43 protein-coding genes and 3 tRNA genes are annotated in these 22,996 nt (G+C 46.4%); all 46 read right to left on the minus strand.

Annotated elements, in window-relative coordinates; genetic code table 11:
- Window positions 1–322: 322 nt before the first annotated feature.
- Window positions 323–892, minus strand: a complete 570-nt coding sequence (locus tag V3V99_01165) for a plasmid pRiA4b ORF-3 family protein (GenBank protein MEE9441263.1) — start codon at window positions 890–892, stop codon at window positions 323–325.
- Between the two features lie 68 nt (window positions 893–960).
- Window positions 961–1,034 (minus strand) — tRNA-Arg (locus V3V99_01170).
- Between the two features lie 146 nt (window positions 1,035–1,180).
- Window positions 1,181–1,702, minus strand: a complete 522-nt coding sequence (locus tag V3V99_01175; protein MEE9441264.1) for an adenine phosphoribosyltransferase — start codon at window positions 1,700–1,702, stop codon at window positions 1,181–1,183.
- Between the two features lie 10 nt (window positions 1,703–1,712).
- Window positions 1,713–1,988 carry an acylphosphatase gene (locus tag V3V99_01180; protein ID MEE9441265.1) on the minus strand — a complete coding sequence of 92 codons (276 nt, stop codon included), beginning with the start codon at window positions 1,986–1,988 and terminating at the stop codon, window positions 1,713–1,715.
- Window positions 1,975–2,451 carry a TIGR00725 family protein gene (locus V3V99_01185; GenBank protein MEE9441266.1) on the minus strand — a complete coding sequence of 159 codons (477 nt, stop codon included), beginning with the start codon at window positions 2,449–2,451 and terminating at the stop codon, window positions 1,975–1,977. Before V3V99_01185 ends, V3V99_01180 begins: the two co-directional genes overlap by 14 nt.
- Before the next feature lie 39 nt (window positions 2,452–2,490).
- Window positions 2,491–2,563, minus strand: a tRNA-Pro gene (locus V3V99_01190).
- 60 nt (window positions 2,564–2,623) lie between these two features.
- On the minus strand, window positions 2,624–3,376 hold the full coding sequence (gene surE, locus V3V99_01195) for a 5'/3'-nucleotidase SurE (GenBank protein MEE9441267.1): 753 nt from the start codon (window positions 3,374–3,376) through the stop codon (window positions 2,624–2,626).
- Between the two features lie 13 nt (window positions 3,377–3,389).
- On the minus strand, window positions 3,390–4,058 hold the full coding sequence (locus V3V99_01200; protein ID MEE9441268.1) for a glycosyltransferase family 2 protein: 669 nt from the start codon (window positions 4,056–4,058) through the stop codon (window positions 3,390–3,392).
- A 23-nt stretch (window positions 4,059–4,081) separates the two neighbouring features.
- Window positions 4,082–4,159: transfer RNA gene (locus V3V99_01205), tRNA-Pro, on the minus strand.
- 26 nt (window positions 4,160–4,185) lie between these two features.
- Window positions 4,186–4,551 (minus strand): MerR family transcriptional regulator, encoded by a 366-nt coding sequence (locus V3V99_01210; protein MEE9441269.1) that lies wholly within the window; start codon window positions 4,549–4,551, stop codon window positions 4,186–4,188.
- Window positions 4,538–5,587 carry an NAD(P)H-dependent glycerol-3-phosphate dehydrogenase gene (locus V3V99_01215; protein MEE9441270.1) on the minus strand — a complete coding sequence of 350 codons (1,050 nt, stop codon included), beginning with the start codon at window positions 5,585–5,587 and terminating at the stop codon, window positions 4,538–4,540. The genes V3V99_01210 and V3V99_01215 overlap by 14 nt, the downstream gene beginning before the upstream one ends.
- A complete protein-coding gene (gene plsY / locus V3V99_01220) occupies window positions 5,584–6,219 on the minus strand; it encodes a glycerol-3-phosphate 1-O-acyltransferase PlsY (protein MEE9441271.1) in 636 nt (211 codons plus the stop codon). Before plsY ends, V3V99_01215 begins: the two co-directional genes overlap by 4 nt.
- Window positions 6,220–6,240: 21 nt before the next feature.
- Window positions 6,241–6,543, minus strand: a complete 303-nt coding sequence (locus tag V3V99_01225) for a DUF6504 family protein (protein MEE9441272.1) — start codon at window positions 6,541–6,543, stop codon at window positions 6,241–6,243.
- Window positions 6,544–6,966 carry a hypothetical protein gene (locus V3V99_01230; protein ID MEE9441273.1) on the minus strand — a complete coding sequence of 141 codons (423 nt, stop codon included), beginning with the start codon at window positions 6,964–6,966 and terminating at the stop codon, window positions 6,544–6,546.
- Window positions 6,967–7,194: 228 nt separating this feature from the next.
- Complete coding sequence (gene rplQ / locus V3V99_01235) at window positions 7,195–7,605, minus strand: 50S ribosomal protein L17 (protein MEE9441274.1); 411 nt, start codon at window positions 7,603–7,605, stop codon at window positions 7,195–7,197.
- 17 nt (window positions 7,606–7,622) lie between these two features.
- Window positions 7,623–8,600, minus strand: a complete 978-nt coding sequence (locus V3V99_01240) for a DNA-directed RNA polymerase subunit alpha (GenBank protein ID MEE9441275.1) — start codon at window positions 8,598–8,600, stop codon at window positions 7,623–7,625.
- 41 nt (window positions 8,601–8,641) lie between these two features.
- A complete protein-coding gene (gene rpsD, locus V3V99_01245; protein MEE9441276.1) occupies window positions 8,642–9,268 on the minus strand; it encodes a 30S ribosomal protein S4 in 627 nt (208 codons plus the stop codon).
- A gap of 51 nt (window positions 9,269–9,319) precedes the next feature.
- Window positions 9,320–9,712, minus strand: a complete 393-nt coding sequence (gene rpsK / locus V3V99_01250; protein ID MEE9441277.1) for a 30S ribosomal protein S11 — start codon at window positions 9,710–9,712, stop codon at window positions 9,320–9,322.
- Window positions 9,713–9,742: 30 nt separating this feature from the next.
- Window positions 9,743–10,126, minus strand: coding sequence for a 30S ribosomal protein S13 (gene rpsM / locus V3V99_01255; protein ID MEE9441278.1), 384 nt, complete (start codon window positions 10,124–10,126; stop codon window positions 9,743–9,745).
- A gap of 33 nt (window positions 10,127–10,159) precedes the next feature.
- Window positions 10,160–10,273 carry a 50S ribosomal protein L36 gene (rpmJ, locus tag V3V99_01260; protein MEE9441279.1) on the minus strand — a complete coding sequence of 38 codons (114 nt, stop codon included), beginning with the start codon at window positions 10,271–10,273 and terminating at the stop codon, window positions 10,160–10,162.
- A gap of 33 nt (window positions 10,274–10,306) precedes the next feature.
- Complete coding sequence (gene infA / locus V3V99_01265) at window positions 10,307–10,525, minus strand: translation initiation factor IF-1 (protein MEE9441280.1); 219 nt, start codon at window positions 10,523–10,525, stop codon at window positions 10,307–10,309.
- Window positions 10,526–10,533: 8 nt separating this feature from the next.
- Window positions 10,534–11,292, minus strand: coding sequence for a type I methionyl aminopeptidase (map, locus tag V3V99_01270; protein ID MEE9441281.1), 759 nt, complete (start codon window positions 11,290–11,292; stop codon window positions 10,534–10,536).
- A gap of 7 nt (window positions 11,293–11,299) precedes the next feature.
- A complete protein-coding gene (locus V3V99_01275) occupies window positions 11,300–11,944 on the minus strand; it encodes an adenylate kinase (GenBank protein MEE9441282.1) in 645 nt (214 codons plus the stop codon).
- A complete protein-coding gene (gene secY, locus V3V99_01280) occupies window positions 11,944–13,260 on the minus strand; it encodes a preprotein translocase subunit SecY (GenBank protein MEE9441283.1) in 1,317 nt (438 codons plus the stop codon). Before secY ends, V3V99_01275 begins: the two co-directional genes overlap by 1 nt.
- Window positions 13,254–13,700, minus strand: coding sequence for a 50S ribosomal protein L15 (gene rplO, locus V3V99_01285; protein ID MEE9441284.1), 447 nt, complete (start codon window positions 13,698–13,700; stop codon window positions 13,254–13,256). Before rplO ends, secY begins: the two co-directional genes overlap by 7 nt.
- A 28-nt stretch (window positions 13,701–13,728) precedes the next feature.
- Complete coding sequence (gene rpmD, locus V3V99_01290; GenBank protein MEE9441285.1) at window positions 13,729–13,911, minus strand: 50S ribosomal protein L30; 183 nt, start codon at window positions 13,909–13,911, stop codon at window positions 13,729–13,731.
- 11 nt (window positions 13,912–13,922) lie between these two features.
- Entirely contained in the window at window positions 13,923–14,405 is a 483-nt protein-coding gene (gene rpsE, locus V3V99_01295; GenBank protein ID MEE9441286.1) for a 30S ribosomal protein S5, read from the minus strand.
- 24 nt (window positions 14,406–14,429) lie between these two features.
- Complete coding sequence (gene rplR / locus V3V99_01300; protein MEE9441287.1) at window positions 14,430–14,804, minus strand: 50S ribosomal protein L18; 375 nt, start codon at window positions 14,802–14,804, stop codon at window positions 14,430–14,432.
- 20 nt (window positions 14,805–14,824) lie between these two features.
- Window positions 14,825–15,373: a 50S ribosomal protein L6 gene (gene rplF, locus V3V99_01305; protein MEE9441288.1), complete on the minus strand. Its 549-nt coding sequence runs from the start codon at window positions 15,371–15,373 to the stop codon at window positions 14,825–14,827.
- Window positions 15,374–15,385: 12 nt separating this feature from the next.
- The gene (gene rpsH / locus V3V99_01310) at window positions 15,386–15,790 is read right to left on the minus strand and encodes a 30S ribosomal protein S8 (protein ID MEE9441289.1); all 405 of its coding nucleotides are present in this window, start codon (window positions 15,788–15,790) and stop codon (window positions 15,386–15,388) included.
- A gap of 43 nt (window positions 15,791–15,833) precedes the next feature.
- A complete protein-coding gene (locus V3V99_01315) occupies window positions 15,834–16,019 on the minus strand; it encodes a type Z 30S ribosomal protein S14 (protein ID MEE9441290.1) in 186 nt (61 codons plus the stop codon).
- Window positions 16,020–16,021: 2 nt separating this feature from the next.
- Window positions 16,022–16,567, minus strand: a complete 546-nt coding sequence (rplE, locus tag V3V99_01320; GenBank protein MEE9441291.1) for a 50S ribosomal protein L5 — start codon at window positions 16,565–16,567, stop codon at window positions 16,022–16,024.
- A 16-nt stretch (window positions 16,568–16,583) separates the two neighbouring features.
- Window positions 16,584–16,910, minus strand: coding sequence for a 50S ribosomal protein L24 (gene rplX / locus V3V99_01325; protein MEE9441292.1), 327 nt, complete (start codon window positions 16,908–16,910; stop codon window positions 16,584–16,586).
- An 11-nt stretch (window positions 16,911–16,921) separates the two neighbouring features.
- The gene (gene rplN / locus V3V99_01330; protein MEE9441293.1) at window positions 16,922–17,290 is read right to left on the minus strand and encodes a 50S ribosomal protein L14; all 369 of its coding nucleotides are present in this window, start codon (window positions 17,288–17,290) and stop codon (window positions 16,922–16,924) included.
- Between the two features lie 28 nt (window positions 17,291–17,318).
- Window positions 17,319–17,576, minus strand: coding sequence for a 30S ribosomal protein S17 (gene rpsQ, locus V3V99_01335; GenBank protein ID MEE9441294.1), 258 nt, complete (start codon window positions 17,574–17,576; stop codon window positions 17,319–17,321).
- Between the two features lie 30 nt (window positions 17,577–17,606).
- The gene (gene rpmC, locus V3V99_01340; GenBank protein MEE9441295.1) at window positions 17,607–17,861 is read right to left on the minus strand and encodes a 50S ribosomal protein L29; all 255 of its coding nucleotides are present in this window, start codon (window positions 17,859–17,861) and stop codon (window positions 17,607–17,609) included.
- A gap of 2 nt (window positions 17,862–17,863) precedes the next feature.
- Entirely contained in the window at window positions 17,864–18,286 is a 423-nt protein-coding gene (rplP, locus tag V3V99_01345) for a 50S ribosomal protein L16 (GenBank protein MEE9441296.1), read from the minus strand.
- 2 nt (window positions 18,287–18,288) lie between these two features.
- Entirely contained in the window at window positions 18,289–19,149 is an 861-nt protein-coding gene (gene rpsC, locus V3V99_01350) for a 30S ribosomal protein S3 (protein ID MEE9441297.1), read from the minus strand.
- Window positions 19,150–19,175: 26 nt separating this feature from the next.
- A complete protein-coding gene (rplV, locus tag V3V99_01355) occupies window positions 19,176–19,832 on the minus strand; it encodes a 50S ribosomal protein L22 (protein MEE9441298.1) in 657 nt (218 codons plus the stop codon).
- 14 nt (window positions 19,833–19,846) lie between these two features.
- Complete coding sequence (rpsS, locus tag V3V99_01360; protein MEE9441299.1) at window positions 19,847–20,140, minus strand: 30S ribosomal protein S19; 294 nt, start codon at window positions 20,138–20,140, stop codon at window positions 19,847–19,849.
- A gap of 20 nt (window positions 20,141–20,160) precedes the next feature.
- Window positions 20,161–20,982 (minus strand): 50S ribosomal protein L2, encoded by an 822-nt coding sequence (gene rplB, locus V3V99_01365; protein ID MEE9441300.1) that lies wholly within the window; start codon window positions 20,980–20,982, stop codon window positions 20,161–20,163.
- 19 nt (window positions 20,983–21,001) lie between these two features.
- Window positions 21,002–21,289, minus strand: coding sequence for a 50S ribosomal protein L23 (rplW, locus tag V3V99_01370; protein MEE9441301.1), 288 nt, complete (start codon window positions 21,287–21,289; stop codon window positions 21,002–21,004).
- Window positions 21,289–21,912: a 50S ribosomal protein L4 gene (rplD, locus tag V3V99_01375; protein ID MEE9441302.1), complete on the minus strand. Its 624-nt coding sequence runs from the start codon at window positions 21,910–21,912 to the stop codon at window positions 21,289–21,291. The genes rplW and rplD overlap by 1 nt, the downstream gene beginning before the upstream one ends.
- A gap of 8 nt (window positions 21,913–21,920) precedes the next feature.
- Window positions 21,921–22,553, minus strand: coding sequence for a 50S ribosomal protein L3 (rplC, locus tag V3V99_01380; protein MEE9441303.1), 633 nt, complete (start codon window positions 22,551–22,553; stop codon window positions 21,921–21,923).
- A 10-nt stretch (window positions 22,554–22,563) separates the two neighbouring features.
- On the minus strand, window positions 22,564–22,872 hold the full coding sequence (rpsJ, locus tag V3V99_01385; GenBank protein ID MEE9441304.1) for a 30S ribosomal protein S10: 309 nt from the start codon (window positions 22,870–22,872) through the stop codon (window positions 22,564–22,566).
- A gap of 19 nt (window positions 22,873–22,891) precedes the next feature.
- Window positions 22,892–22,996: hypothetical protein (locus V3V99_01390; GenBank protein ID MEE9441305.1), on the minus strand; the 105-nt coding region annotated here is incomplete at its 5' end.

Raw genomic sequence — 22,996 nt, forward strand, 5'->3', positions numbered from 1 at the left:
AAAAGTGGACCATGCCGATTAGGAACTGGCCGTTGGCAGTCCATCAATTTGCTATTCGATTCGGCCAAAGAGTACCGAAGATATGAAAAACCAATTTAACTGTTTACACAAAAATCATGACAGGGCCCGGGATAGGTTTCTTTAGCCTACCAGTGGCCAATCCGCCGCCCGCTTTTGGGAAAGGATTGGTTCCCGCACTATTGCCTTAGACCTTTATATTCTGATGTTTATTCCCGAATGCCAACGAACTAAATTACATACCCCGAATCGAACGATTTTCGAACCATAAGATTCGCATTTCCACGCAAACGCCCGAAATCAATCACTTGACCGATTTGGATTTGAACTCATCTGCCAGTATTTCATTAGTCTCTTCAACACTAAATTCATTGGCGTCAAATTCGCCGCCTATCCATTCGAGCATCGTTTCATGCTCTTCGTGACCGAGATCGCCAATGGCCTCGAGGAAATTCTCATAACCGTAAGTACCACCGCAGTCTTCCGGCGGACATGCCCGCTCCCCTCCCATGCAGATTGGGTAAGTAATTTCAGGTTCCGGGTCCGAAATCTTCTCAACGAGCAAACGATGTCCCCAACCGTCCCCAAAATCATAAGTATACGAAAACTGCTGCTTGGGTTCTTTTATCATTCGACTCAGCTTAGCCTTGCGGTCATCTACGACATCAACGTTATCAAACTCAGGATCAGGAACAGCATACACTACACCCTTGTATCTGAATTCATGCAAATGATAGTTTTCCCATCCCATTACGGTTTGTATAATCTTATGAAGCTTTGCCAGAGTGACATTCCCCGAAACCGCAACGCGCCTCCAAATCAATGGCTTTATATCAAGAAGCGATATTTTTATTTGATATATCTTGTCAGACATTTGAGATCCTCCATTCAAAAGAGCCGCAATATTGCCATGCTAAATTCGAACCCGTTGGTTCGAAACAATACCCCCGGCAGGACTCGAACCTGCTGCACTCGGTTTAGGAAACCGATGCTCTATCCTGATGAGCTACGGGGGCATTAACCAAATAATATATAATAATCCGGCCAAACTCAAGAACGATTTATCCAAATCATCATCGTTTCAAATTTAATTAGACATTACGACAGATCGAGAGTTGTCGCTACAAGTAATTTGAAGCCTATTGGGATTTATCGCTACGGACTATTCACTCGCGTAATCAACAAGGGCGCAGATGTCATACTGAGATAATTTGCTCCGGCCGTTGAGAAATGACAATTCGATGACGATGCCAATCACGGTTACCTCTCCCCCGAGCTCCTCGACCATCCTGCAGGATGACTCAAGCGTTCCGCCGGTTGCGAGCAGGTCATCGATGACGGCGACTCTGTCGCCGGGATTGACGGCGTCTTTATGCATCTCGAGCGTATCGGTACCGTATTCGAGTTCATAAGAAGCTGAAACGGTATCAAATGGGAGTTTGCCTTTTTTGCGAATAATAGACAGCGGAATATTCATGCGGTCTGCCAGCGCCCCGCCGAATAAAAAGCCGCGCGAATCGATAGCGGCAATACGATTAATATTTTTATCGCGAAGATATTTTTCAAATTCATCAAGCGATTGTTTAAACGCTTCCGGATTGGATAACAGTGTAGTTATATCCCGAAAAATTATCCCCGGTTTGGGGAAATCGGGAATGGAACGGATGGCGTTTTTCAAATCCATGATTATATCCTTATCTCATTCCAAATTTGTCAAAGTGTTCATCGGTTTGAATCTCTTCCAGTTGCACATCGGATACCGAAGCGTAGCCGGGGCCGACGCGGACGGCTTTGACCAGTTCATCGATCATGCCCTTTTCGCCCTGGGCGATTATTTCAACCTGTCCGGTGGGAAGATTTTTGGCGTATCCTGTCAATCCCAGAGCGGCCGCCTGTTTATAAGTGAAGTACCTGAAGCTGACGCCCTGCACCAAACCGCTGACAATTATTTTGACGCTACTTTTGGCCACTACGGACCAGCCTTATCGCTTCTTCGACCGCCTCGACCGGAGTTGATTTGGTAATTACTTCGGGAAGAATATCCCAATTCACCAGCGACACTAACGGTTTTTTTTGTTTGAGAGCAAAACACATTTCGATAATCGTGCCATAGCGGCCATGCAGGGATATCAGAGCATCGGCGGTCTGGACGACAATTACGTTGCGAGCCTCGCCGATACCGGTCGGAATTACGATGTCGCAGTACGGATTGGCTTTGGTTTTATCGGCCCCCGGAACGATCCCGATAACGGTGCCGCCTGCTTCTTTGGCTCCGCGAGATGCCGCTTCCATGACGCCTTTGAGACCTCCGGTGACAAGAATCGCGCCGGCTTTGGCGATTTCCTGCCCAACCCCATAGGACTGCTCTCGCAATTTTTTAGCACATTTTCCAGCCCCGATAACACCAATGATGATTTTATTCGCGTCAGCCATAATTCCCCGTTTCTTGCGATGAAAACTATTGTAAAAAAATCGGGGCGACTGGATTTGAACCAGCGACTTCTTAGTCCCGAACCAAGCGCGCTACCATCTGCGCTACGCCCCGATTAGAAGATTCCAAAATAGAATAAATTACTTTTTTGTCAAGTACTGATTTTATCGACTTTTACCGGGGAAGCTTGAAACCGTTTTCAGTCAAAGAGCTCAATGCTTTATTATCGGTAAAATGGAAATGTATCGGAGTAATAGATACTTCGCCAGACTCAATGGCGTAAATATCGGTGCCCGGAACCATCTTCCAGATGGGGCTTCCGGCAATCCAATAATAGTCCCAGCCGCGCGGGTCTTTTCGTTTTTCGATAATATCATCATATTCCCGACTGCCCAGACTGGTGAAACGATATTTTTTGAATCCGTCTTTGACTTTGCCCGGGAAGTTGATATTTAAAATTGTTTTCGGGGAAAGATTCATTTTGGGGTATCCTTTAACCAGCCGTCGAATAAAGCGGGCCACGCTTTTGAAATCGGCGTTTTTGCTGTTGACCATGGAAGCGGCAATCGAGTGAATACCCAGTTGAGAGCCTTCAATGGCGGCGGCAACCGTCCCTGAATACATGACGTCCTCGCCCATGTTGGGCCCGTGATTGATTCCGGATATGACCATTTCCGGCTTTTTGTGATTCAGTATATTTAATACGGCTAACAAGACTGAATCCGTCGGAGTGCCGTCGCAGGAATAACAATCATCGGCGAATTTATGTATGCGTAAAGGATGAGACAGCGTCAATGAATGACCGGTGGCCGACTGTTCTCTATCGGGAGCGAAAAGTAAAACCTCATGATATTTTTTCAATTCCTGAAAGAGAACGTTAATTCCTTCCGCATGAACACCGTCATCATTGGTAAGTAAAATTCGCATAAAATCCTCTTTGTCAGTACCAGATTCTTTTCCAGATCTGGCGTATGAATCGAGTCGTATCCTTAAATGGATTTATAAATGAATGCGAGCCCTCATAGACCGTATCAATCGCGACTTCACCGGCGGTAAAGCCCAAATATCCGCTCTGAAAAAGCATTTCGCTTTCGGTATCGTATCGTGAGCTGGTTAAACATAACTTTTTCAAAACCGGCGTTTTTATTAATCGATAACCCGATTGGGAATCTCGAATTCGAGTCGAACCGAATATGGAAATAATTATCGAAGTCAGATTATTTGTCAACAAGCGATCGAAAGGCATCAGGCGGGGATGAATATCACGGGTGCCGATTAAAATATCGGCGTTATTATACGCCTCGAGAAAAGCCGGTAAATGTTCGGGACGGTGCTGCAGGTCGGAGTCGATGGTTATGACGGCATCGTATCCGTTATTGACAGCAAATTCAAATCCTTTCTTGAGAGCGACTCCCTTGCCTCTATTTTCCGGGAAAGTAATTTCATGGCAATCAAGCTTATCAATTTCATCTTGAGTCGTATCGATAGAGCCGTCGTTGATTATTAAGATATTATCATCTTCAAAATATGGCGAGACCCGTTCCATAAGTTCGAGGATATATTTGGAAGCGTTGTAAGCGGGAATTAAAAGAAGAATTTTAGGTTTCATTTATATATTCCGGAATTATTAAATGGTCGGGGCGAGCCGATTTGAACGGCCGACCTCTCGCACCCCAAGCGAGTGCGCTAACCAGACTGCGCCACGCCCCGACGCGTATCCCATAATGGTCAAAAATCTAAAAAAGGCAAGGGAAAAGTTTGAGAAGATCGGTCAGTTCCTTCTTGATTTCACCAATTATGGTAATGGATTTTGCCTTTAATACCAGTTTCCGTTTTTCCGGTGTTGATTCCATTTGACGGATACGTTTTCTCGCGCCGGCTATGGTATAGTTCTCCATGTACAATAACTGCTTGATTTGATTAATCATTTCAATATCGCGCTTTTGATAGTGCCGATTTCCGCCTTTATTTTTCCTGGGGCGCAAAGTGGGGAATTCCTTTTCCCAAAATCGCAAAACATACGGCTGGAGGTCGGTTATACGAGCGACTTCACTTATGGAATAGTATAATTTTTCATCATGGAGTACTTTAGTTTTGGGCATTAGTACCTCCGTTCATATATTCAGACTTTACCGAGACCTCAGCCTTGAGGGGCCGGGTCATCAAACTTGTAACTGCTTCCCGGGCGGGCAGATCTTCAAAAAGTACTTCGCAAACGGCTTCGGTAATCGGCATTTCAATAGACATATCTTTGGCCAATTGACGCGCCGAGCGGCATGTCGTTACGCCCTCGGCTACCATAACCATACCTGATAGCACTTCTTTCAGGGTCTTGCCCTGTCCGATTTGATATCCAACCGTCTGATTTCGGGAATGGGTTGAAGTGCAGGTGGCGACCAGATCACCAATACCTGATAATCCCGCCAGAGTTTCCGGTTCAGCTCCCATAGCATAAGCCAGGCGGCTGATTTCGGCCAACCCCCGGGTAATCAGCGCCCCCAGCGTATTATCTCCAAAACCCAGACCGCGGACTATTCCGGCCGCGATGGCGATAACATTTTTCAAGGAGCCGCCTAATTCAACGCCAATCAAATCAGAACTGCGATATACTCGAAAAACGGGATTGCTATATATTTCTTGTGTTAACTGACATTTATCTTCATTGCCGGCTACAACAACCGATGTCGGAATTTGCCGCGAGACTTCCTCGGCATGTGAAGGACCGGAAAGCGAAACGATGTTTTCGGGGTGAATACCTACCCATTCATCGCCGATTATTTGCGAAACACGGCGGAGGCTCCCCTGCTCAATTCCCTTACTCAAGCTAATTACCAATTTCGATTGAGTAACAGACGCCGCCGAGATATGGCGGCAGACTTCGGCGATTTTTTGAGTCGGTATCGCGAAAATTACAATTTCGGCGCCTTCGAGAGCATCGGTCAAATCGCCAACCAGATAGATACTGTTATCGATTATAATTCCGGGTAATTTACGCGGATGTTCCCGCTCGGTTCGGAGAAGTTCAAGTTCGTCGGGGTCGAATTCCCAAAGAGTTACTTCCGATCCATTATGAGCCAACAAATTTGCGTTGGCTATACCCCAGGATCCCGCCCCCAATATAGTCACCCGTTTTCTCAATCGATTACCCTTCGTAATTGAAATTTATTTTCCGTTCCCGTTAACAATCTCTTAATATTTTTGTGATGGGTAAAAATTATTAAAACTGATACAATTGACGTTGCCAGTAGATATTCCTTTTTTATAGGGATATTGAAATATAGATATTTTAACCATAGAATCCCGACTAAAGATAAAGCCGCGATAATGGAACTAAGCGATACGAACCGTGTGACCAGCAAAACGACAACAAAGATGATTACAGAAGCCAAAGTTTCCCACGGTAATAAACTGGTAAACACACCGAGCGCGGTATTGACGCCTTTCCCACCCTTAAATTTCAAATAGGGTGAGAAAAGGTGTCCCAGGACCGCGAAAAATCCAAATAACAGAGCCGCACCTTCAAAAGATATTGGCCATAAAGGATTATACCAGTGATGGCAGATCCAGACCGCAGCCGCTCCTTTACCGATATCTCCGATAAACACAAATAGAGCCGCCCAGGGACCGGCTACTCGCCAAACATTAGTAGCCCCGATGTTCCCAGAACCTTTAGACCTGATATCCCCATGCCCAAATAGAAATCCCACGATTAAACCGAACGGAATTCCACCCAGCAAGTAAGACAATATAAGAAAAAAATAAAAACTCATTTGTACAGCGGTGAATTCTTTTTACCTTTTTATTTTAGTCAGTAAAACCCACTTCCCACCGTCAGGTTTTAATCCGCGATCATGATACATCTCAAAAACATCACCATCAACCGTTTCGACCTGATAGCAATTTCTATGGCGCCGCATCCGCCAGTTTTTCTTGCGAGGGGAACCGGCGGAATATCCATGATTGGGCCAGGCCGCAATTATGTTTTTTATTTCATACTCTCGGCCATCCCAAACAAAAGATTCCGGCAAGCTTGTATTCGAATTTCGAAGAACTTTTATTTCCGCGGAAATGAACTTTTCCCGCGACGGCTTCATTTATAAGCTATCCGGAACGGCGAGAGAGTCGTCCGGCATTTCGTCTTCACTCATTTCCTCTTCGGCCGGAGGTTCCTTGCCTAGCGCATCCTCAATCAGATTGAGCATAAGTTTTGATTCCTCGACATCAAAATGCTCATCCCCCATTGCCGCCTGTAGATTAGTAACAAGTCCTTGAACTTTGTCCGGTGCGATTTTATCTTCACTAAATGCGGTTCTAAACTCACTCATCAATTCGGTAACAGATTCTTCTGAATAACCTTCGGGGAGATTTGCCTTTATTTCGGTCTCCGCTAATGTAATCATAGTATCAACGCCGGCCTGTTTGATTTTATCCCAGAAAAGAAAGACCCCCAGAACAATAATAATAATCACAGCCAATACAACAATTAGTGAAATTGTACACCCTTTTGACATTGCCATAAAGCCTCCGTGCAATTAAAGCATTAGTTGAAATGCGAAACCAGCTCCCCCCGTAACTCATGGAGAGCTAATCTATTCTTGTCACTTTTTAATATGATTCTTTAATGAAGATAACACTAATCGCATCCGTTTGCAAATACTTTTTTAGATTTACCATTTGGATGCAAAAAAATGCAAATAAAAACGGCCGCGATGCGACCGTTTAGAAATTTCTTAATAAAAACTAATTTATTTTTTCTTCGCTTTTTTCTTGTCTTTTGATTTTTCATCAACTTTTTCAGGTTTCGGTGTCAATAATTCGACAAGTGAGAGCGAGGCGCCATCTCCGTGGCGAGGTCCAATTTTGATGACACGGGTAAACCCGGACGGCCGATCGGAAAAATACGGAGCAATTTCATCAAACAGTTTCTTAACGATTGTTTCATTTCGTAATTGCGCGAATATCTTGCGCCGAGCCGCCAGAGTATTTATTTTCGCAGTCGTAATAAGTCTATCCGTCAGGCGGCGCAATTCCTTGGCCTTGGCGTCCGTGGTTTTTATGGAGCGGGTCGTGAAAAGTGAAATGGCCATATTCGCCAACATAGCTTCACGATGCGGTTTTGTACGCGATAATTTCTTGGTTTTAACCTGATGTTTCATCTTTTTCCTGCCGGGTTCTAATTCTTTTCGAGGTACGGTTCAATATCCATACCAAACGACAAATTTAATTCTTCGAGAATTGATGTCAGTTCGTTCAGCGATTTTCGTCCAAAATTCCGATATTTGAGCATTTCCGATTCCGTTTTGGAGACCAGTTCACCCAAATTCTGGATGTTGGCTGCTCGCAGACAGTTAGAGGAACGCACCGACAATTCAAGCTCATCGACACGAGTTTTCAAAAGCTGCCTAATGCGAACGACTTCCTCGTCTTCTTCCTCTTCTTCCGCAATTTCCAGTTCCTCGTCGATATGGATAAACAATTGCATGTGGTCTTTGAGGATTTTGGCGGCGTAGCTGAGAGCGTCTTCCGGCGTCATTGTTTTATCAGTCCAAATATCAAGCATCAACCGATCATAATCGGTTTTTTGTCCGACGCGAGTGTTTTCGATTTCATAATTGACTTTGATCACCGGTGAAAAGAGAGAATCAAGAAAAATAGTGCCAACCGGCATATCTTCCCGCTTATTGATATCGGACATTACATAACCGCGGCCGTAGTCAATATCTACTTCAATCGTGAAGTTCCGATTGCTGGTTAGCTCGGCAATATGCAAATCCGGGTTAAGCATTTCAACGTCAGGATTTTCCTCGAACATACCGGCCGTAATTTTGCCTTTGGAATTGACAGACAACGTTAAAGTGCGACGTTCGTCGGCATATAGCCGAACTCGCATCTTCTTGATGTTCAATACGATATCGGTGATATCCTCATAAACTCCTTCAATTGATCCGAATTCATGCAGAACACCTTCAATCCTCATTGAAACCGGCGCCGCCCCCTGAATCGATGACAGCAAAATCCGCCTGAGGGAGTGTCCTATTGTCGCGCCGAAACCTCGTTCGAGAGGCTCGACTGCAAACCTTGCATAACCCTCCTCCAAATTGGATTGATCGGTAACAATCTCTTTGGGCATTTGCAGGCTCTTCCATTTCATTAGCTTATCCCCCGTAAGGTTAAAGCACCGCCAAAGCGGTATTATTTTGAATACAATTCCACAATTAACTGCTCCTGGGCGGGTATCATAATTTCTTCCCGCTTCGGAACTTCCAGAAGCTCACCTTCCAGGCTGGCCTTATTGAGACGCAGCCAGGGTATTTCCTCACCTCTTGATTCCTTCAACGCCATGTGAATAATATCCAGACTTTTGGATTTATCCTTAGCGCGTATAACGTCATTAATTGTGACATTATAAGAAGGAATGTCAACAATATGGCCGTTGACCAGAAAATGACGATGACGAATAAGTTGTCTCGCTGACTTTCTTGAGGGAGCGAAACCCAAACGGTAAACAATATTGTCGAGGCGGCATTCCAGCATCTGTAATAAGTTGACGCCGGTCACGCCTTTTTTTCGCTCGGCTTTTTCAAAGTAGTTATGAAATTGCCTTTCCAGGATTCCATAAATACGGCGGACTTTTTGTTTTTCCCGGAGCTGAAGACCGTATTCGGAAATCTTCCTTCGCATATTGCTGCCGTGCTGTCCGGGTGCGTAAGCGCGCCTCTCGAACGAGCATTTCTCGGAAAGGCACCGGTTCCCTTTCAAAAAGAGCTTTTCGCCTTCTCGGCGGCACAACTTGCAATTGGCATCAGTATAACGAGCCATTCAATCTTCCTTTTATTCAAACAGATTCATTTTCAAACACAAACCGTCTAATCAAACCCGACGGCGTTTCGGCGGACGACACCCATTATGCGGAATCGGTGTAACGTCCCTAATACTAAGCACCTCCAAACCGGCCGCGGAAATCGAACGGATAGCCGCTTCACGACCCGAGCCGGGGCCTTTAACCATTATATCTACTTTGCGCATGCCCATATCGAGGGCTTCCTTTGCCGACAATGCGGCTGCCTGCTGGGCGGCAAAAGGTGTCGATTTTTTCGAGCCTTTGAAACCTACACGGCCGGCGCTGGCCCACGAAAGGACGTTGCCTTTGGAGTCGCAAATAGATATAACCGTATTATTGAAAGATGCCTTAATATGGGCGATTCCCACGGCTTCTACTTTGCGGTGTTTCTTTTTTACTTTTCGTTTCTTTGGATCAGCCACAGCTACTCCTCAATTACTCAAATTATTGTCTTATCTTCCGCCTGGAGCTTTCTTCCTTCCGGCGACGGTCTTCCTGGGACCTTTTCGGGTACGAGCGTTCGTTTTCGTTCGCTGACCTCGAAGGGGCAGACCCCGTCTATGCCGGTAACCACGATAGGAACCGATATCAATCAAGCGCTTGATATTCATTGCTATTTCACTGCGCAGGCTTCCTTCGACTTTGTAATCATGTTCGATGAGGTTTCGCAGCTTAATGACATCTTCCTCGGTCAGCTTATTAACCCTGGTATCGGGGCTAACCCCGGTTTTACTCAGGATTGCTTTGGCTGATGTTAACCCGATTCCAAAGATATAAGTCAGGGCGATTTCGATCCGTTTCGTGCGTGGTAATTCCACACCAGCTATTCGGGCCAATTGAACCTCCTACATTGATTAGCGGCCATCTATCTACCCTTGTCTTTGTTTATGACGCGGGTTGACACAGATTATTCTCAAAACACCTTTGCGACGAACTATTTTACACTTTTCGCAACGCTTCTTTAATGACGCTTTGACTTTCATAATTTTATCCTCCATTGTCGCAATCTCAGTCTTCTACTTATGCCGGTAAGTAATTCTCCCCCGGCTTAAATCGTACGGAGACAGCTCAAGGCTGACGCGGTCGCCCGGTAATATCTTGATAAAATGCATCCGCATTTTACCCGATATGTGAGCCAGAACCACATGCCCGTTTTCCAGTTCAACTTTGAACATGGCATTAGGCAGCGGTTCGAGCACCTTTCCTTCAGCCTGTATGACATCTTCTTTGGCCATAAAATTCCCTACACCAGTGTTAAAATATCCGGGCCATTGGACGTAATGGCGACGGTATGCTCAAAATGCGCCGATGGTTTACCATCGGCCGTAACTGTCGTCCAGCCGTCCGGTTTGAAACTAATTTTATAATCTCCGGCGTTAATCATCGGTTCGATCGCGAGGACCATTCCTTCGAGGAGTTCTAATCCGGTACCCGGCGAACCGAAATTATACACCTGCGGGTCTTCATGCATTTTTCGGCCGATTCCATGACCTACCATATCACGAACTACCGAAAAGCCGTTTTGTTCCGCAATGCTCTGAATGGCGGAGCCGATATCTCCAAGATGATTCCCGGCTCGGGCCTTATCAATGGCGGCCGCCAGTGAATCTTTGGTAACTTGCATCAATTTCGCCTTGGTCTCATCAACTTCGCCCACGGCATAAGTTTTGGCGCCATCACCGTAATATCCACCGATATAGGTACCCACATCGATTGAAATAATCTCGCCTTCGATGAGTTTACGGTTCGAAGGTATTCCATGAACAACTACTTCATCGATAGAAGAACAAATTGAAGCCGGATAAGTATTGTTACCCATGCGGTACCCCTTGAAGGCCGGCTCGGCCCCGCGGGAGCGGATATGGTCTTCGGCGATGGTGTCAAGTTTGGCGGTAGTAACGCCCGGAGCAATATTTTTCTCCATCAGCTCGTGCACCTCGGCTACTATTCTACCGGCTTTACGCATCAATTCAATTTCTCTTTTTGACTTCAATTCGTACATCGTTCATTTATACGCCCAAGCCCTTAACGATACGGTCAAAAATTTCATTGGGAGTTCCGATTCCGGGAATCGGCAACAATAATGATTGACCCTTGTAATAATCTTCAATCGGTTGGGTTTGTTTTTTGTAAACATCAAGGCGGTTTTTCACGACCTCGGGTTCATCATCGGGACGGCGGACCAATTTCCCGCCGCATTGATCACAGACGCCTTCTTCTTTGGGCATATTGGCCGGATAATTATATCCGGACTGGCAATCGCCGCAATACATCCTTCCGGAAAGGCGCTTAATTATTTCTTCATCATCGACGTCGAGCAATACGGCGTAGTCTATTTTCGCGCCGGAGCGCTCAAACATCTCGCTCAATGCTTCCGCCTGAGGAATCGTACGGGGGAATCCATCAAGAATAAATCCGTTTTTTAATTTCCCATTATTTTGCTGTTCTTCAATCAAACCAATGATAATATCATCCGGCACCAATTCGCCGGCTTTCATGTATCCTTCGGCTTTCTTACCCAGTTCGGTGCCGTTTTTGACGGCTGCCCGAAGCAGATCACCGGTTGACAAATGCAAGGCCGAGATTTTTTCGGCCAGGCGAACCGCCTGAGTTCCCTTCCCGGATCCGGGAGCTCCCAGAAAAATCAAGTTCACTAATGTGATCTCCCACGAATACGGCCTTTTTTCATGAAGCCGTCATAATGTCTCATCAGCAAATGCGATTCGATTTGCTGTAATGTATCAAGGGCTACACCGACGATAATCAGGAGCCCTGTCCCACCAAAGAAAAAGTTCACATTGACCCTGGCAACTAACACCCATGGTAATATAGCGATGAGGGCGAAGAATATTGCACCCGGTAATGTGATGCGGGTTAAAATCTTTTCAATATATTCGGCGGTTCGTTTACCCGGACGAATCCCGGGAATAAAGCCGCCGTTTTTGCGCATATTATCAGCCAAATCAATCGGATTGAATGTCAGCGCGGTATAAAAATATGCGAAAAATACGATAATCAAACCGTACATTATCGAGTAAAACAATGAACCCGGAGCCAGCCAATAACCGATTATATTATTTAGCCATTCAACATCGGGAAACATTTGTGCTACCGTAGCCGGGGCGAACATAATCGACTGGGCGAAAATAATCGGGATAATACCGGCTGAGTTTACAGAAAGCGGAAGATGCGTAGTTTGCCCGCCATACACTTTTCGTCCGACAACTTTTTTGGGATATTGCACGGGAATGCGCCGTTGACCTCTCGTAACAACAATTACCGCCGCAATAACAACCAGCATCATAGCTATCATCAAGACTTCAACAAAGATCGAGCGCGTGCCGTTCAAGACCGCCTGTCCTTCCTCGACCACTGCTTGTGGGAAACGGGCGATGATACCGGCAAAGATAATAAGTGAGATACCGTTTCCGATACCGCGCTGAGTAATCTGTTCACCGAGCCACATTATGAAAATAGTGCCGCAGGTAAAAGTCAGAACCGTGAGGGGAACAAATTGCCAACCGTCCATAACTACGGCGGCTCGGCCGTCTGAAGCGACAATCGACCGCAAATATGTTGCCGTACCGAAAGCCTGCAAAGCGGCAATGACAACTGTTCCGTAACGAGTGTACTGGGTAATTTTGCGACGACCTTCTTCGCCTTCTTTTTGCAGCTTTTGGATAAAAGGAATTACCGCGCCCAATAGCTGCATAATAATCGAGGCGGAAATATAGGGCATTATACCCAGGGCAAATATAGTCGCCTTTTGAAACGCCCCTCCGGCAAACATATCAAACATTCCGACCAGAGTTCCCTGAGCGCCGGCAAAAAAGCTCTGGAGAACGCTGGCATCGATACCCGGTGTTGGAATATGACCGCCAATGCGATAGACTATCAGAAGGCCAAGAGTATAGAAAATCCTTCTTCTCAGTTCCTCAATTTTGAAAATCGATTGAAACGTTCCTAACACTGAGCTACCTCAACCTTTCCCCCGGCCGCCTCGATTTTTTTTCGGGCGGTTTCACTGCAGGCATCGACGACGATTGTCATCGCGGCCTCAATTTCACCCTGACCGAGAATCTTGACCGGTATATTCAGCGACTTAATTCTGCCGTGCTTTTTCAAAACATCCGCGGTGATTGGCTCTTCGACCGGCAACCCTTTTAGTGAAAAGAGGTTTATAATCTGAAATTCCTGCTTGAATATATTCTTAAAACCACGTTTGGGGAGACGCAGGTGCAGCGGCATTTGACCGCCGTGCATCCAGGGCTTTACCGAACCGCCGCTGCGGGATTTCTGTCCCCCATGACCACGCGTAGATGTTTTTCCCATTCCGGAACCGGGTCCCCGTCCGATTCGCTTTCTTTTCTTTCTTGATTCGGAAGCTGGTTTTAAATTTGAAAGATCCATTTTATATCCTGACTTTTCTGCCGTAAGGCTACTTCATGTCCTCAACTTCGACCAAATGCGCGACGCTTCTGACCATACCCTTGATTTGCGGAGTATCCTCGTGAATAACTGACTTTCTAATTTTGCCTAATCCCAACGCCTTGATGGTACGTTTGTGTTGCGGCTTCCGTCCTATCACGGAACGAACCTGCGTGATTTTAATTTTTGCCATAACAGGACCTCTTAACCCTTTTCTCTGTATTCTTTTTCTTCTTCATTAGTACGCAAATTTAGAAGCCCGTTCATAGTGGCTTTGACAACATTGTGCGGATTGCGCGAACCGAGAGCCTTAGTCAAGATATCCTGTATGCCTGCCGCTTCCAGAACCGCACGAACTCCGCCTCCGGCGATTACACCGGTACCGGCGGAAGCTGGTTTGAGGATTACCCGGGTGGCCCCGAATTCACCGATGATGCGATGCGGGATGGTGCCACCGGCAAGCGACACATTAACCATAGCGCGGCGCGCCGCCTCGGTGCCTTTATGAATCGCCCCGGCAACTTCTTTAGCCTTGCCGAGCCCGACCCCCACTTTGCCATTGCCGTCGCCTACGGCAACAAGGGCTGTAAAAGCGAAACGTCGTCCGCCCTTGACAACCTTGGCGACACGGTTAATGTGAATTACTTTTTCCTGAAATTCAAGACTATCAACTTCAAATCGGGCCAACATTCACCTCATTTATTCTTAAAATTAAAATTTTAAACCTTTTTCACGAGCGCCATCAGCCGCGGCCTTAATACGCCCATGATAACGATACTGATTGCGATCGAAAACAACCTTTTCAATTCCCTTTTCAATCGCCAATCCGGCTACTGCCTGGCCGAGCTTTTTGGCTTTGTCAACCTTGGAACCATCTTTATCTATCTTCCCCCCGAAGTCCTTGGAATTCGTGGCCAGGCCGAGCAGGGTAACATTTTTATAATCATCCACAATCTGCATATACATATTATTGAGCGACTTTGAAACCGTCAGGCGCGGAATTTTGGAAGTACCGATAATCTTTCCCCGAACCCGGCGACGACGCTTCATCGCTCTGGCAGCCTTTTTCTTAATCTTTGAAACCATCTTAATTACTACTCCATTTATTATGCGGCAGTCTTACCGACCTTACGGCGGATATATTCGCCGACATATTTAATGCCTTTTCCTTTATATGGTTCCGGTTTACGAATGGCGCGAATTCTATCGGCAGTCAAGCCAACCAGTTCCTTATCAATACCGGAAACGGTAATGATTTTTGCCTTGTGATTGAATTCCAGAGTGATACCCTCCGGGGCTTTGACCAAAACGGCGTGCGAATAGCCGATAGCTTTGGGAGGGAAATACAAGTGTTTACCCTTCATCTCCGCACGATATTGTACCCCAACGATTTCCAGCCGTTTCTTATAGCCTTCCGTTACCCCGGTTATCATATTTTGAATCAAAGCGCGGGTCAGGCCGTGAAGACTGCGATGGAAATTTTTATCCGAAGGCCGCTGAACTTCAATGGCATCCTCGCCAACATTTATGGTCATATCGGGATGAAATTCTTTTACCAAAGTTCCCTTCGGTCCTTCAACCGTCAATTGAGAGCCGGATAAACTAACCTTTACCCCTTTGGGGATTTCAACCGGCTTTTTTCCGACGCGTGACATAACGTCATCTCCTTACCAAATGGTGCAGACGGCTTCGCCGCCTACTTTTTTCGTTGCCGCTTCCGTGTTGGTCATAACGCCCGACGAGGTTGAGACAATCATCATTCCCTGCCGGCCGAAGCCGTAGTGGAATGTATCCGTAGCATCAACGTATTTTCTCAAACCGGGACGGGAGATTCGACGCAAACCTTTTATAATCGGTTTATCCTCGCGGCTATATTTAAGATATACACGAATGATTCCCTGTTTATTTCGACTGGGCAGTTCGATATAATCTTTGATGTAGTTATTTTCTTTTAAAATGCGGGCGATTTCCTTTTTCAATTTAGAGGCGGGAATATCAACCGCGATTTTTTTGGCCTTACAGGCGTTTCTAATTCTTGTCAGCATATCCGCAATTGGATCGGTCATCGACATAACCAAATACTCCTAACAAAATTCTGCCGTAAATCGGCAAACTCTACCAGCTGGCTTTCCTGACTCCCGGTAATTCACCGGCTAAAGCAAGTTCACGAAAGCAAATTCGGCATAAACCGAATTGGCGCAGGTAAGCCCGCGGCCGACCGCAACGGCGGCAACGGTTGTAGGCTCGCACCTTAAACTTGGGTTTACGTTTCTGTTTTTCAATCAAGCACTTCTTGGCCACAATTACTCCTCTTTCCGGAATGGCATACCAAATTCTTTAAGCAACTGAATACATTCCGCGTCGGTCTCGGCAGTTGTCGTAATCGCAATCGACAATCCGCGGACCTTATCAATCTTATCATAATCGATCTCGGGGAAAATCAACTGTTCTTTGATACCGATATTGAAATTCCCGTGACCGTCGCATGATTTCGTCGAGATTCCACGAAAGTCTCGAATACGAGCCATCGCCGAATTCATCAGCCGATCCAAAAACTCGTACATTCTTTCACGACGCAGCGTAACCCGACAGCCAATAGCCATCCCCTGACGAAGCTTAAAATTGGAGATGGATTTGCGAGCACGTGTAATAACCGGCTGTTGGCCAGTGATAACCCGCATATCTTCCACGGCGGCATCCAGGGATTTGGCGTTAACAATCGCTTCCCCGACACCGATATTGACTGTAATTTTATCAAGTCTGGGTACAGCCATCACGGTTGGATATTTACTGTTCTTCATTAACCTCGGGACTATTTCATCAAGATATTTCTTTTTAAGCCGTGCCATTTTTCAAGCAACTCCCTTATAACTCGGCGCCGCATAATTTGCAGCAGCGTATTTTGGCTTTTGACTTACTATCGCCTTTGGAATCAATTAACTTGTAAGCTACCCGCGTCGGGCTGCTGCAAGAACCGCAATAAAGCTTTACATTGGAGCGATGGACCGTGCCTTCTTTCGTAATGATTCCGCCTTTTCGATTCCGTTGAGTCGGGCGCGTGTGCCGCTTCATCATGCTTACGCCTTCGGCAATGATGCGGTTGCTTTCAGGAAACACATGCAGAACCCTGGCGGTTTTACCTTTAGAATTACCGCTAATAACATAGATTGTATCGCCTTTTTTAATATTCATATCGTGTTTCCTTAAAGTACCTCCGGCGCCAAAGAGACTATTTTCATAAACTGTTTTTCACGCAGCTCACGGGCTACCGGTCCAAAAATACGAGTTCCGCGCGGCTCATTCTGGTCATTAATAATCACAGCCGCGTTATCGGAAAATCGAATCAATGAGCCGTCTTTACGGTGAATTTCCTTGGTTGTTCTCACGACAACCGCCTTACAAACCTCGGATTTTTTGACCGTGCCGCCTGGGATGGCGTCTTTTACGGTGCATACTATTATATCTCCGACTCGAGCATAACGCTTTTTGGAGCCTCCGAGGACCTTAAAGCACATAACACGCTTTGCCCCGGAATTATCAGCTACTACCAGTCGAGTATATTCCTGAATCATCTTCGTATCTCCCAGACCGTGTTAGACTTTACTTGGCCTTCTCCATAATTTCCACAAGACGCCAGCGCTTGGTTTTTGACAGCGGTCGACATTCCATGACACGAATTACATCTCCGATTCCGGCCTCTCCTTTGGCGTCATGAGCGTATAATTTTGACTTGGTTCGGATAATGCGCTCATACAATGGATGTCTCAAAGTACGAGTGACTTCGACAACCAAGGTTTTGTTCGCTTTATCGGAGACCACGGTACCAATTCGGGTTTTTCTCCGGTTTCTTTCAGCCATCTCTGGTGCGACTCCTGTATTATTCACAATTTATTTCTTTTTTGTTTTGTCGGTCTGATCGAGAATTAACCCGGTCTGATCGATGATTTTTCTTAAACTGGTGCGATCTTCACTCAACGCCGTTTCGATTTTGGCGATATCACGACGAAGAGTGCGCAGTTTCAACGGATTATCAAGCTGGCTGAGACCGCGGCGCAACTTCAGATTAAAAAGTTCCTGTTTCAATTCATCACGTTTTTGAAGCAATTCATCTTTGGTCAGATCCCTGAGAGTTTCCATACGCATGGTTAAATACCTTCCAATTCACGACGAGTGACGAATTTGGTTTTTATCGGCAGTTTATGGGATGCCAATGCAAAAGCCGCTCGGGCCAGTTCTATATCAACGCCTTCAATTTCAAATAAGATTCGACCGGGTTTAACGACTGCAACCCAATATTCCGGAGCGCCTTTACCTTTACCCATGCGGGTTTCGGCCGGTTTTTGGGTGACCGGCTTATCCGGGAAAACGCGAATCCAGATTTTTCCGCCACGCTTAATATGCCTGGTCAAAGCGACACGAGCCGCTTCGATTTGACGGTTGGTTAACCAGCAGGCTTCCATGGCTTTTAGCGCAAACTGCCCAAAATCAATATTGGAACCCCGATAAGCGCTTCCTCGCCGGCGACCTCGCTGAGTTTTTCTATATTTGGTCCGTTTCGGCATTAACATGACTAATTATCTCCGTGTTCTTTCGTCGTTTTCTTTTCAGGAGGTTTGCCACCCGGTTTTCTCGGCTTGCGAGACTTTCTCCTCGCTCCTTTTTTGGATTTGTCGGAGAGATTATCTCTGCGAACTCGCCCGGCAGGTTTGCGTTTGCGACGTTTTTCGCCTCGACGTGAACCACGAGCGGCTTCGGGTTGGTCACCAAACATTTTATCTTCGCGTCCCTCAGGCGTAAAGTCACCTCGGTCCAGAATCATGCCTCGGCAAATCCAGACTTTAACGCCAATACACCCATAGGTTGTGTGCGCCGTAGCTGTGGCATAGTCTATATCAGCACGCAGGGTATGCAACGGAACCCGGCCTTCCATATACTTTTCCGAGCGGGCAATTTCAGCTCCGTTTAGCCGGCCTTTGCATATAATTTTAATGCCATCGGCGCCCATTTTCATCGTGGCCGAAAGAGATCTTTTCATTGCCCGTCGGAAGGAAACACGTCCCTCTAACTGTTTGGCTATTGAATCGGCAACGAGCTTAGCTGACAATTCAGGTTTTTTGACCTCAATAATATTGAGCGAGATATTTTGATTGGCCAAAAGCTGCAATTCCTCTCGAAGCTTGTCAACTTCAGCACCCCGACGGCCGATCACTATGCCCGGTCGGGCCGTGTGAATATCAACGGTCACTTTCTTGGGAGCGCGAATTATTTCAACTTTAGCCAGCCCGGCATTATCGAGACGGGTAGTAATATATTTTTTTATCAGCAAGTCCTCTTGAATAAGATCAGCAACAGATTTCGCGGAAAACCATTTTGAATTCCAGGACTTTGTTACTCCGAGTCTGAAACCTATGGGATTTGTTTTTTGACCCAAAATTTATCCTCCACAAACCTTTCGGTTTATTCTTTTTCCTTTTTCTTAGCCGGTTTTTTTGCGGCGGGTTTATCTTTAGGCTTAGCAGTTGTAGTCTTTTTATTTTTAGCAGCCGTTTTCTTTGCCGTCGTCTTTTTCGTTTCGTCAGTCTTTTTGGCCGTCGTTTTCTTAGCGGTTGTTTTCTTTGTTGTCGTTTTCTTTGTTGTCGTTTTGCGAGTCGTGGTTTTCTTTGCGGCCGGTTTCTTTTTGGTCGTCTTCTTAGGAGTCGCCTTTGCGGCCGGTTTCTTTTCAGTAACGGCTTTTTTCTTGCCAAGAGTCCTTTTGGTCTTCACTTCTTCCGTCGGTTCACCTTCGACGACAACCGTAAGATGTGTGAAGCGCTTTTTATAGCGATAAACTCGTCCCATGGCGCGGAAACGAATTCTTTTAGCCTGCGGACCTTCGTCAACATTAATACTGGCGATCGATAAATCTTCGACCTTTAGATGTGACGTCCCTTCAATTGCCAACGCATTAGCGGTCGCCGATTGAATTGTTTTGGATAACGGTCCGGCCGCCGCTTTATTGGTAAACCTGAGAATTGTAAGCGCGTCTTCTACCGATTTACCCTTAATCAATTCTACCACGCGGCGAATTTTACGCGGCGACATCATCAAATATCTTAATCTTGCTTTTGCCTGCATTGTATCAAATCCCGTTATACTCGTTTGACCGCCGAAGCACGTTCGGCCAGTTTTCCACCATGCCCGCGGAAAGTACGCGTCGGAGCGAATTCGCCAAGTTTGTGACCAACCATATTTTCGGTAATATAAATCGGGATAAACCTATTCCCGGTATGTACGGCCAAAGTATGGCCGACAAATTCCGGTGATATGGTTGACCGGCGAGACCAGGTTTTTATAACTTTTTTCTCCCCGGTTTCATTCAAAGCTTCAATCTTATTGAACAGCTTGGGGTCAATATAAGGGCCTTTTTTAAGTGACCGGGCCATTTCTCCTCCGTGTCCTTATTCTATTTGCGACGCTTGACAATTAAAGCGTCGGAATTTTTTTTGCGTCTTGTTTTCTTGCCTTTAGTCGGTTTACCCCAGGGGGTACAGGGATGACGGCCGCCGGAACTGCGCCCCTCGCCTCCACCCATAGGGTGATCAACCGGGTTCATCGCCACGCCACGGACATTGGGTCGCAGCCCGCGCCAACGACGAGCGCCGGCCTTACCCCAGACGACATTCTCATGGTCAATATTGCCAACCTGTCCTATCGTCGCCAGACAGATAATCGGAACCAAACGAACTTCGCCGGATGGCATTTTCAAATGGGCATATTTGCCCTCTTTAGCCATCAACTGAACCATAGCCCCGGCACCACGAGCAATCTGTCCGCCTTTGCCGGGTCGCATTTCCACATTATGAATCATGGTTCCGAGCGGTATCCTGGCCAGTTGCGTGGCGTTTCCGATTTTAAAATCGGCCTTATCTCCGGACATGATTGTGTCATCGACTTTCAATCCGTCGGGCGCCAGAATATAACGTTTTTCTCCGTCAATATAATGGAGCAATGCTATGCGGGCGGAGCGATTGGGGTCATACTCAATCGATGCTACCCGGGCGGGGATGTCATGTTTATTCCGCTTGAAATCAATAATCCGGTAAAACCGTTTATGACCGCCGCCTCGCTGATAAGCAGTGATTCGACCCTTATTATTCCGGCCGCCTGTTTTCTTTAAAATCTGAATCAATGATTTTTCAGGAATGATTGAGGTAATTTCCTCAAACGTCGGGGTCGTCCTGAATCTCATAGACGGCGTCGTCGGTCTGTATTTTTTTATACCCATAATCTATCCAACATCTGCTTTAGAGATTTTCAAATTCCGCGATTTGGGCGTCGCCTTTCAATTTAACTATCGCTTTTTTCCATTTGGAAGTCTTGCCTTCGTAACGGCCCATTCTCTTGACTTTGCCGGGCATTACCATAGTCCAAATCGAATCGACTTCAACATTAAAAAGCTCTTCTATGGCATGCTTTATCTGATTTTTATTGGCTCGTATTTCAACGGCAAAAAGATATTTGCCATTGGCTTCCTTGGCGATCGCCGATTTCTCGGTAGCGAGAAACTGCTTAATTATTCTCTGAGCTTCCATCAGGAAAATACCTCCTCGATCTCCTTGAGTCCCGATATTGTAATTACCAGGATTTCCGCATTAAGAACATCATAGGCATTTGTCAAGCGGGCACGAGAAACCTTTATCCCCGGCAAATTACGAGCAGCCCAGTAAGGATTTGGTTTCATGCCTTCATCAAGTATAAGGACTTTTTTCCCGACTAAATCCAGATTTCCCAGGAGCGTTTTAAGGTTCCTGGTTTTTTTATCCGGAAAATCAAGTTTATCGAGAATCCTGATATTTTCGGTTTTGGCCTTATCAGAAAAAACTGATTTCAGGGCCAATCGTTTTTGTTTTTTAGGCATCCTGTTATAATAGCATTTTGGATGCGGGCCGAATACAATACCGCCACCTCTCCAAAGGGGAGAACGAATGGTTCCGGCGCGAGCACGCCCGGTACCCTTCTGGCGCCAGGGTTTTGCACCGCCGCCGCGAATTTCACATCTCACCCGGGTCGACGCATTACCCTGCCTTTGATTGGCCAAGTAATTGACGATATAGCTATGCACGACCACTTCATTGGGTTCAATGCCGAATATCGCTTCGGGCAATTCCACGGTCGACCCTTTACTTCCGTCTGCTTTTAATATCGTTACCGACATATATTACCTTACTTCCGAGTCGATTTTTTAATCTTGAGCAGGCTGTTCGCCTTGCCCGGAACGCCACCTTTAATTAAAATCAGGTTCTCTTCAGGTATCACCTTTACCACTCTAAGCGCAGTCACGGTGACGGTTTCGCCGCCCATGCGACCGGCCATACGCATACCTTTGAATACCCGTGCAGGGTATGATGCTTGCCCGATGGAACCCGGGGCGCGCATCCGGTCTGACTGACCATGGGTCTTCTGGCCGCCGCTAAAATGATGACGCTTCATTACTCCGGCAAATCCCATTCCGCGGGACGTGCCTGTAACATCAACCTTTTCTCCTTCATGGAAAATATCATCAACCTTGAACATGTCGCCGATCTTGGTTTCACCCAAATCAGGAACACGGACTTCACGCAAATACCGGGTCGGAGCGACCCCGGCCTTTTTGAAATGTCCGGTTTCAGGTTTATTGAACAGATTTTCCCGGCGCGAACCAAAACCAATCTGAAAAGCATTATAACCGTGCTTTTCTTTGGTCCTGATAGCTACTACCGGACATGGTCCGGTTTCGATAACCGTTACCGGAACTGCCGTCCCGTCATCCATGAAGAGACGGGTCATACCTAATTTTCTGCCAAGTAATGTTTGCATTCTTCAGCCGTCAGGTTTTAATTTCAACATCAACACCGGCAGGCAAATCGAGCTTCATCAAAGCATCAACCGTCTGCGGCGTGGAGTCATAAATATCAATTAATCGCTTGTGAATCCGGGTTTCAAACTGCTCCCGAGATTTTTTATCAACGTGAGGAGATCTTAAAACCGTATATACGGTTCTCTTGGTTGGAAGGGGTACCGGTCCGGCAATCCGGGCTCCGGTACGAAGCGCTGTTCGGACGATCTCCTTGGTTGAACGATCAAGCGAAAAATGATCGTAAGCTTTAAGCCTAATTCTTATTTTCTGCGGATCCATAAAATCATTCACCAGTTTTTTATTCGATTACTTCGGCGATGACGCCGGCGCCTATCGTACGCCCGCCTTCGCGGATCGCAAATCGAAGCTCTTTCTCCATCGCGATCGGAGTGATCAACTCGGC

The organism is Candidatus Zixiibacteriota bacterium, from assembly GCA_036480375.1.
Taxonomy (GTDB): domain Bacteria; phylum Zixibacteria; class MSB-5A5; order GN15; family JAAZOE01; genus JAZGGI01.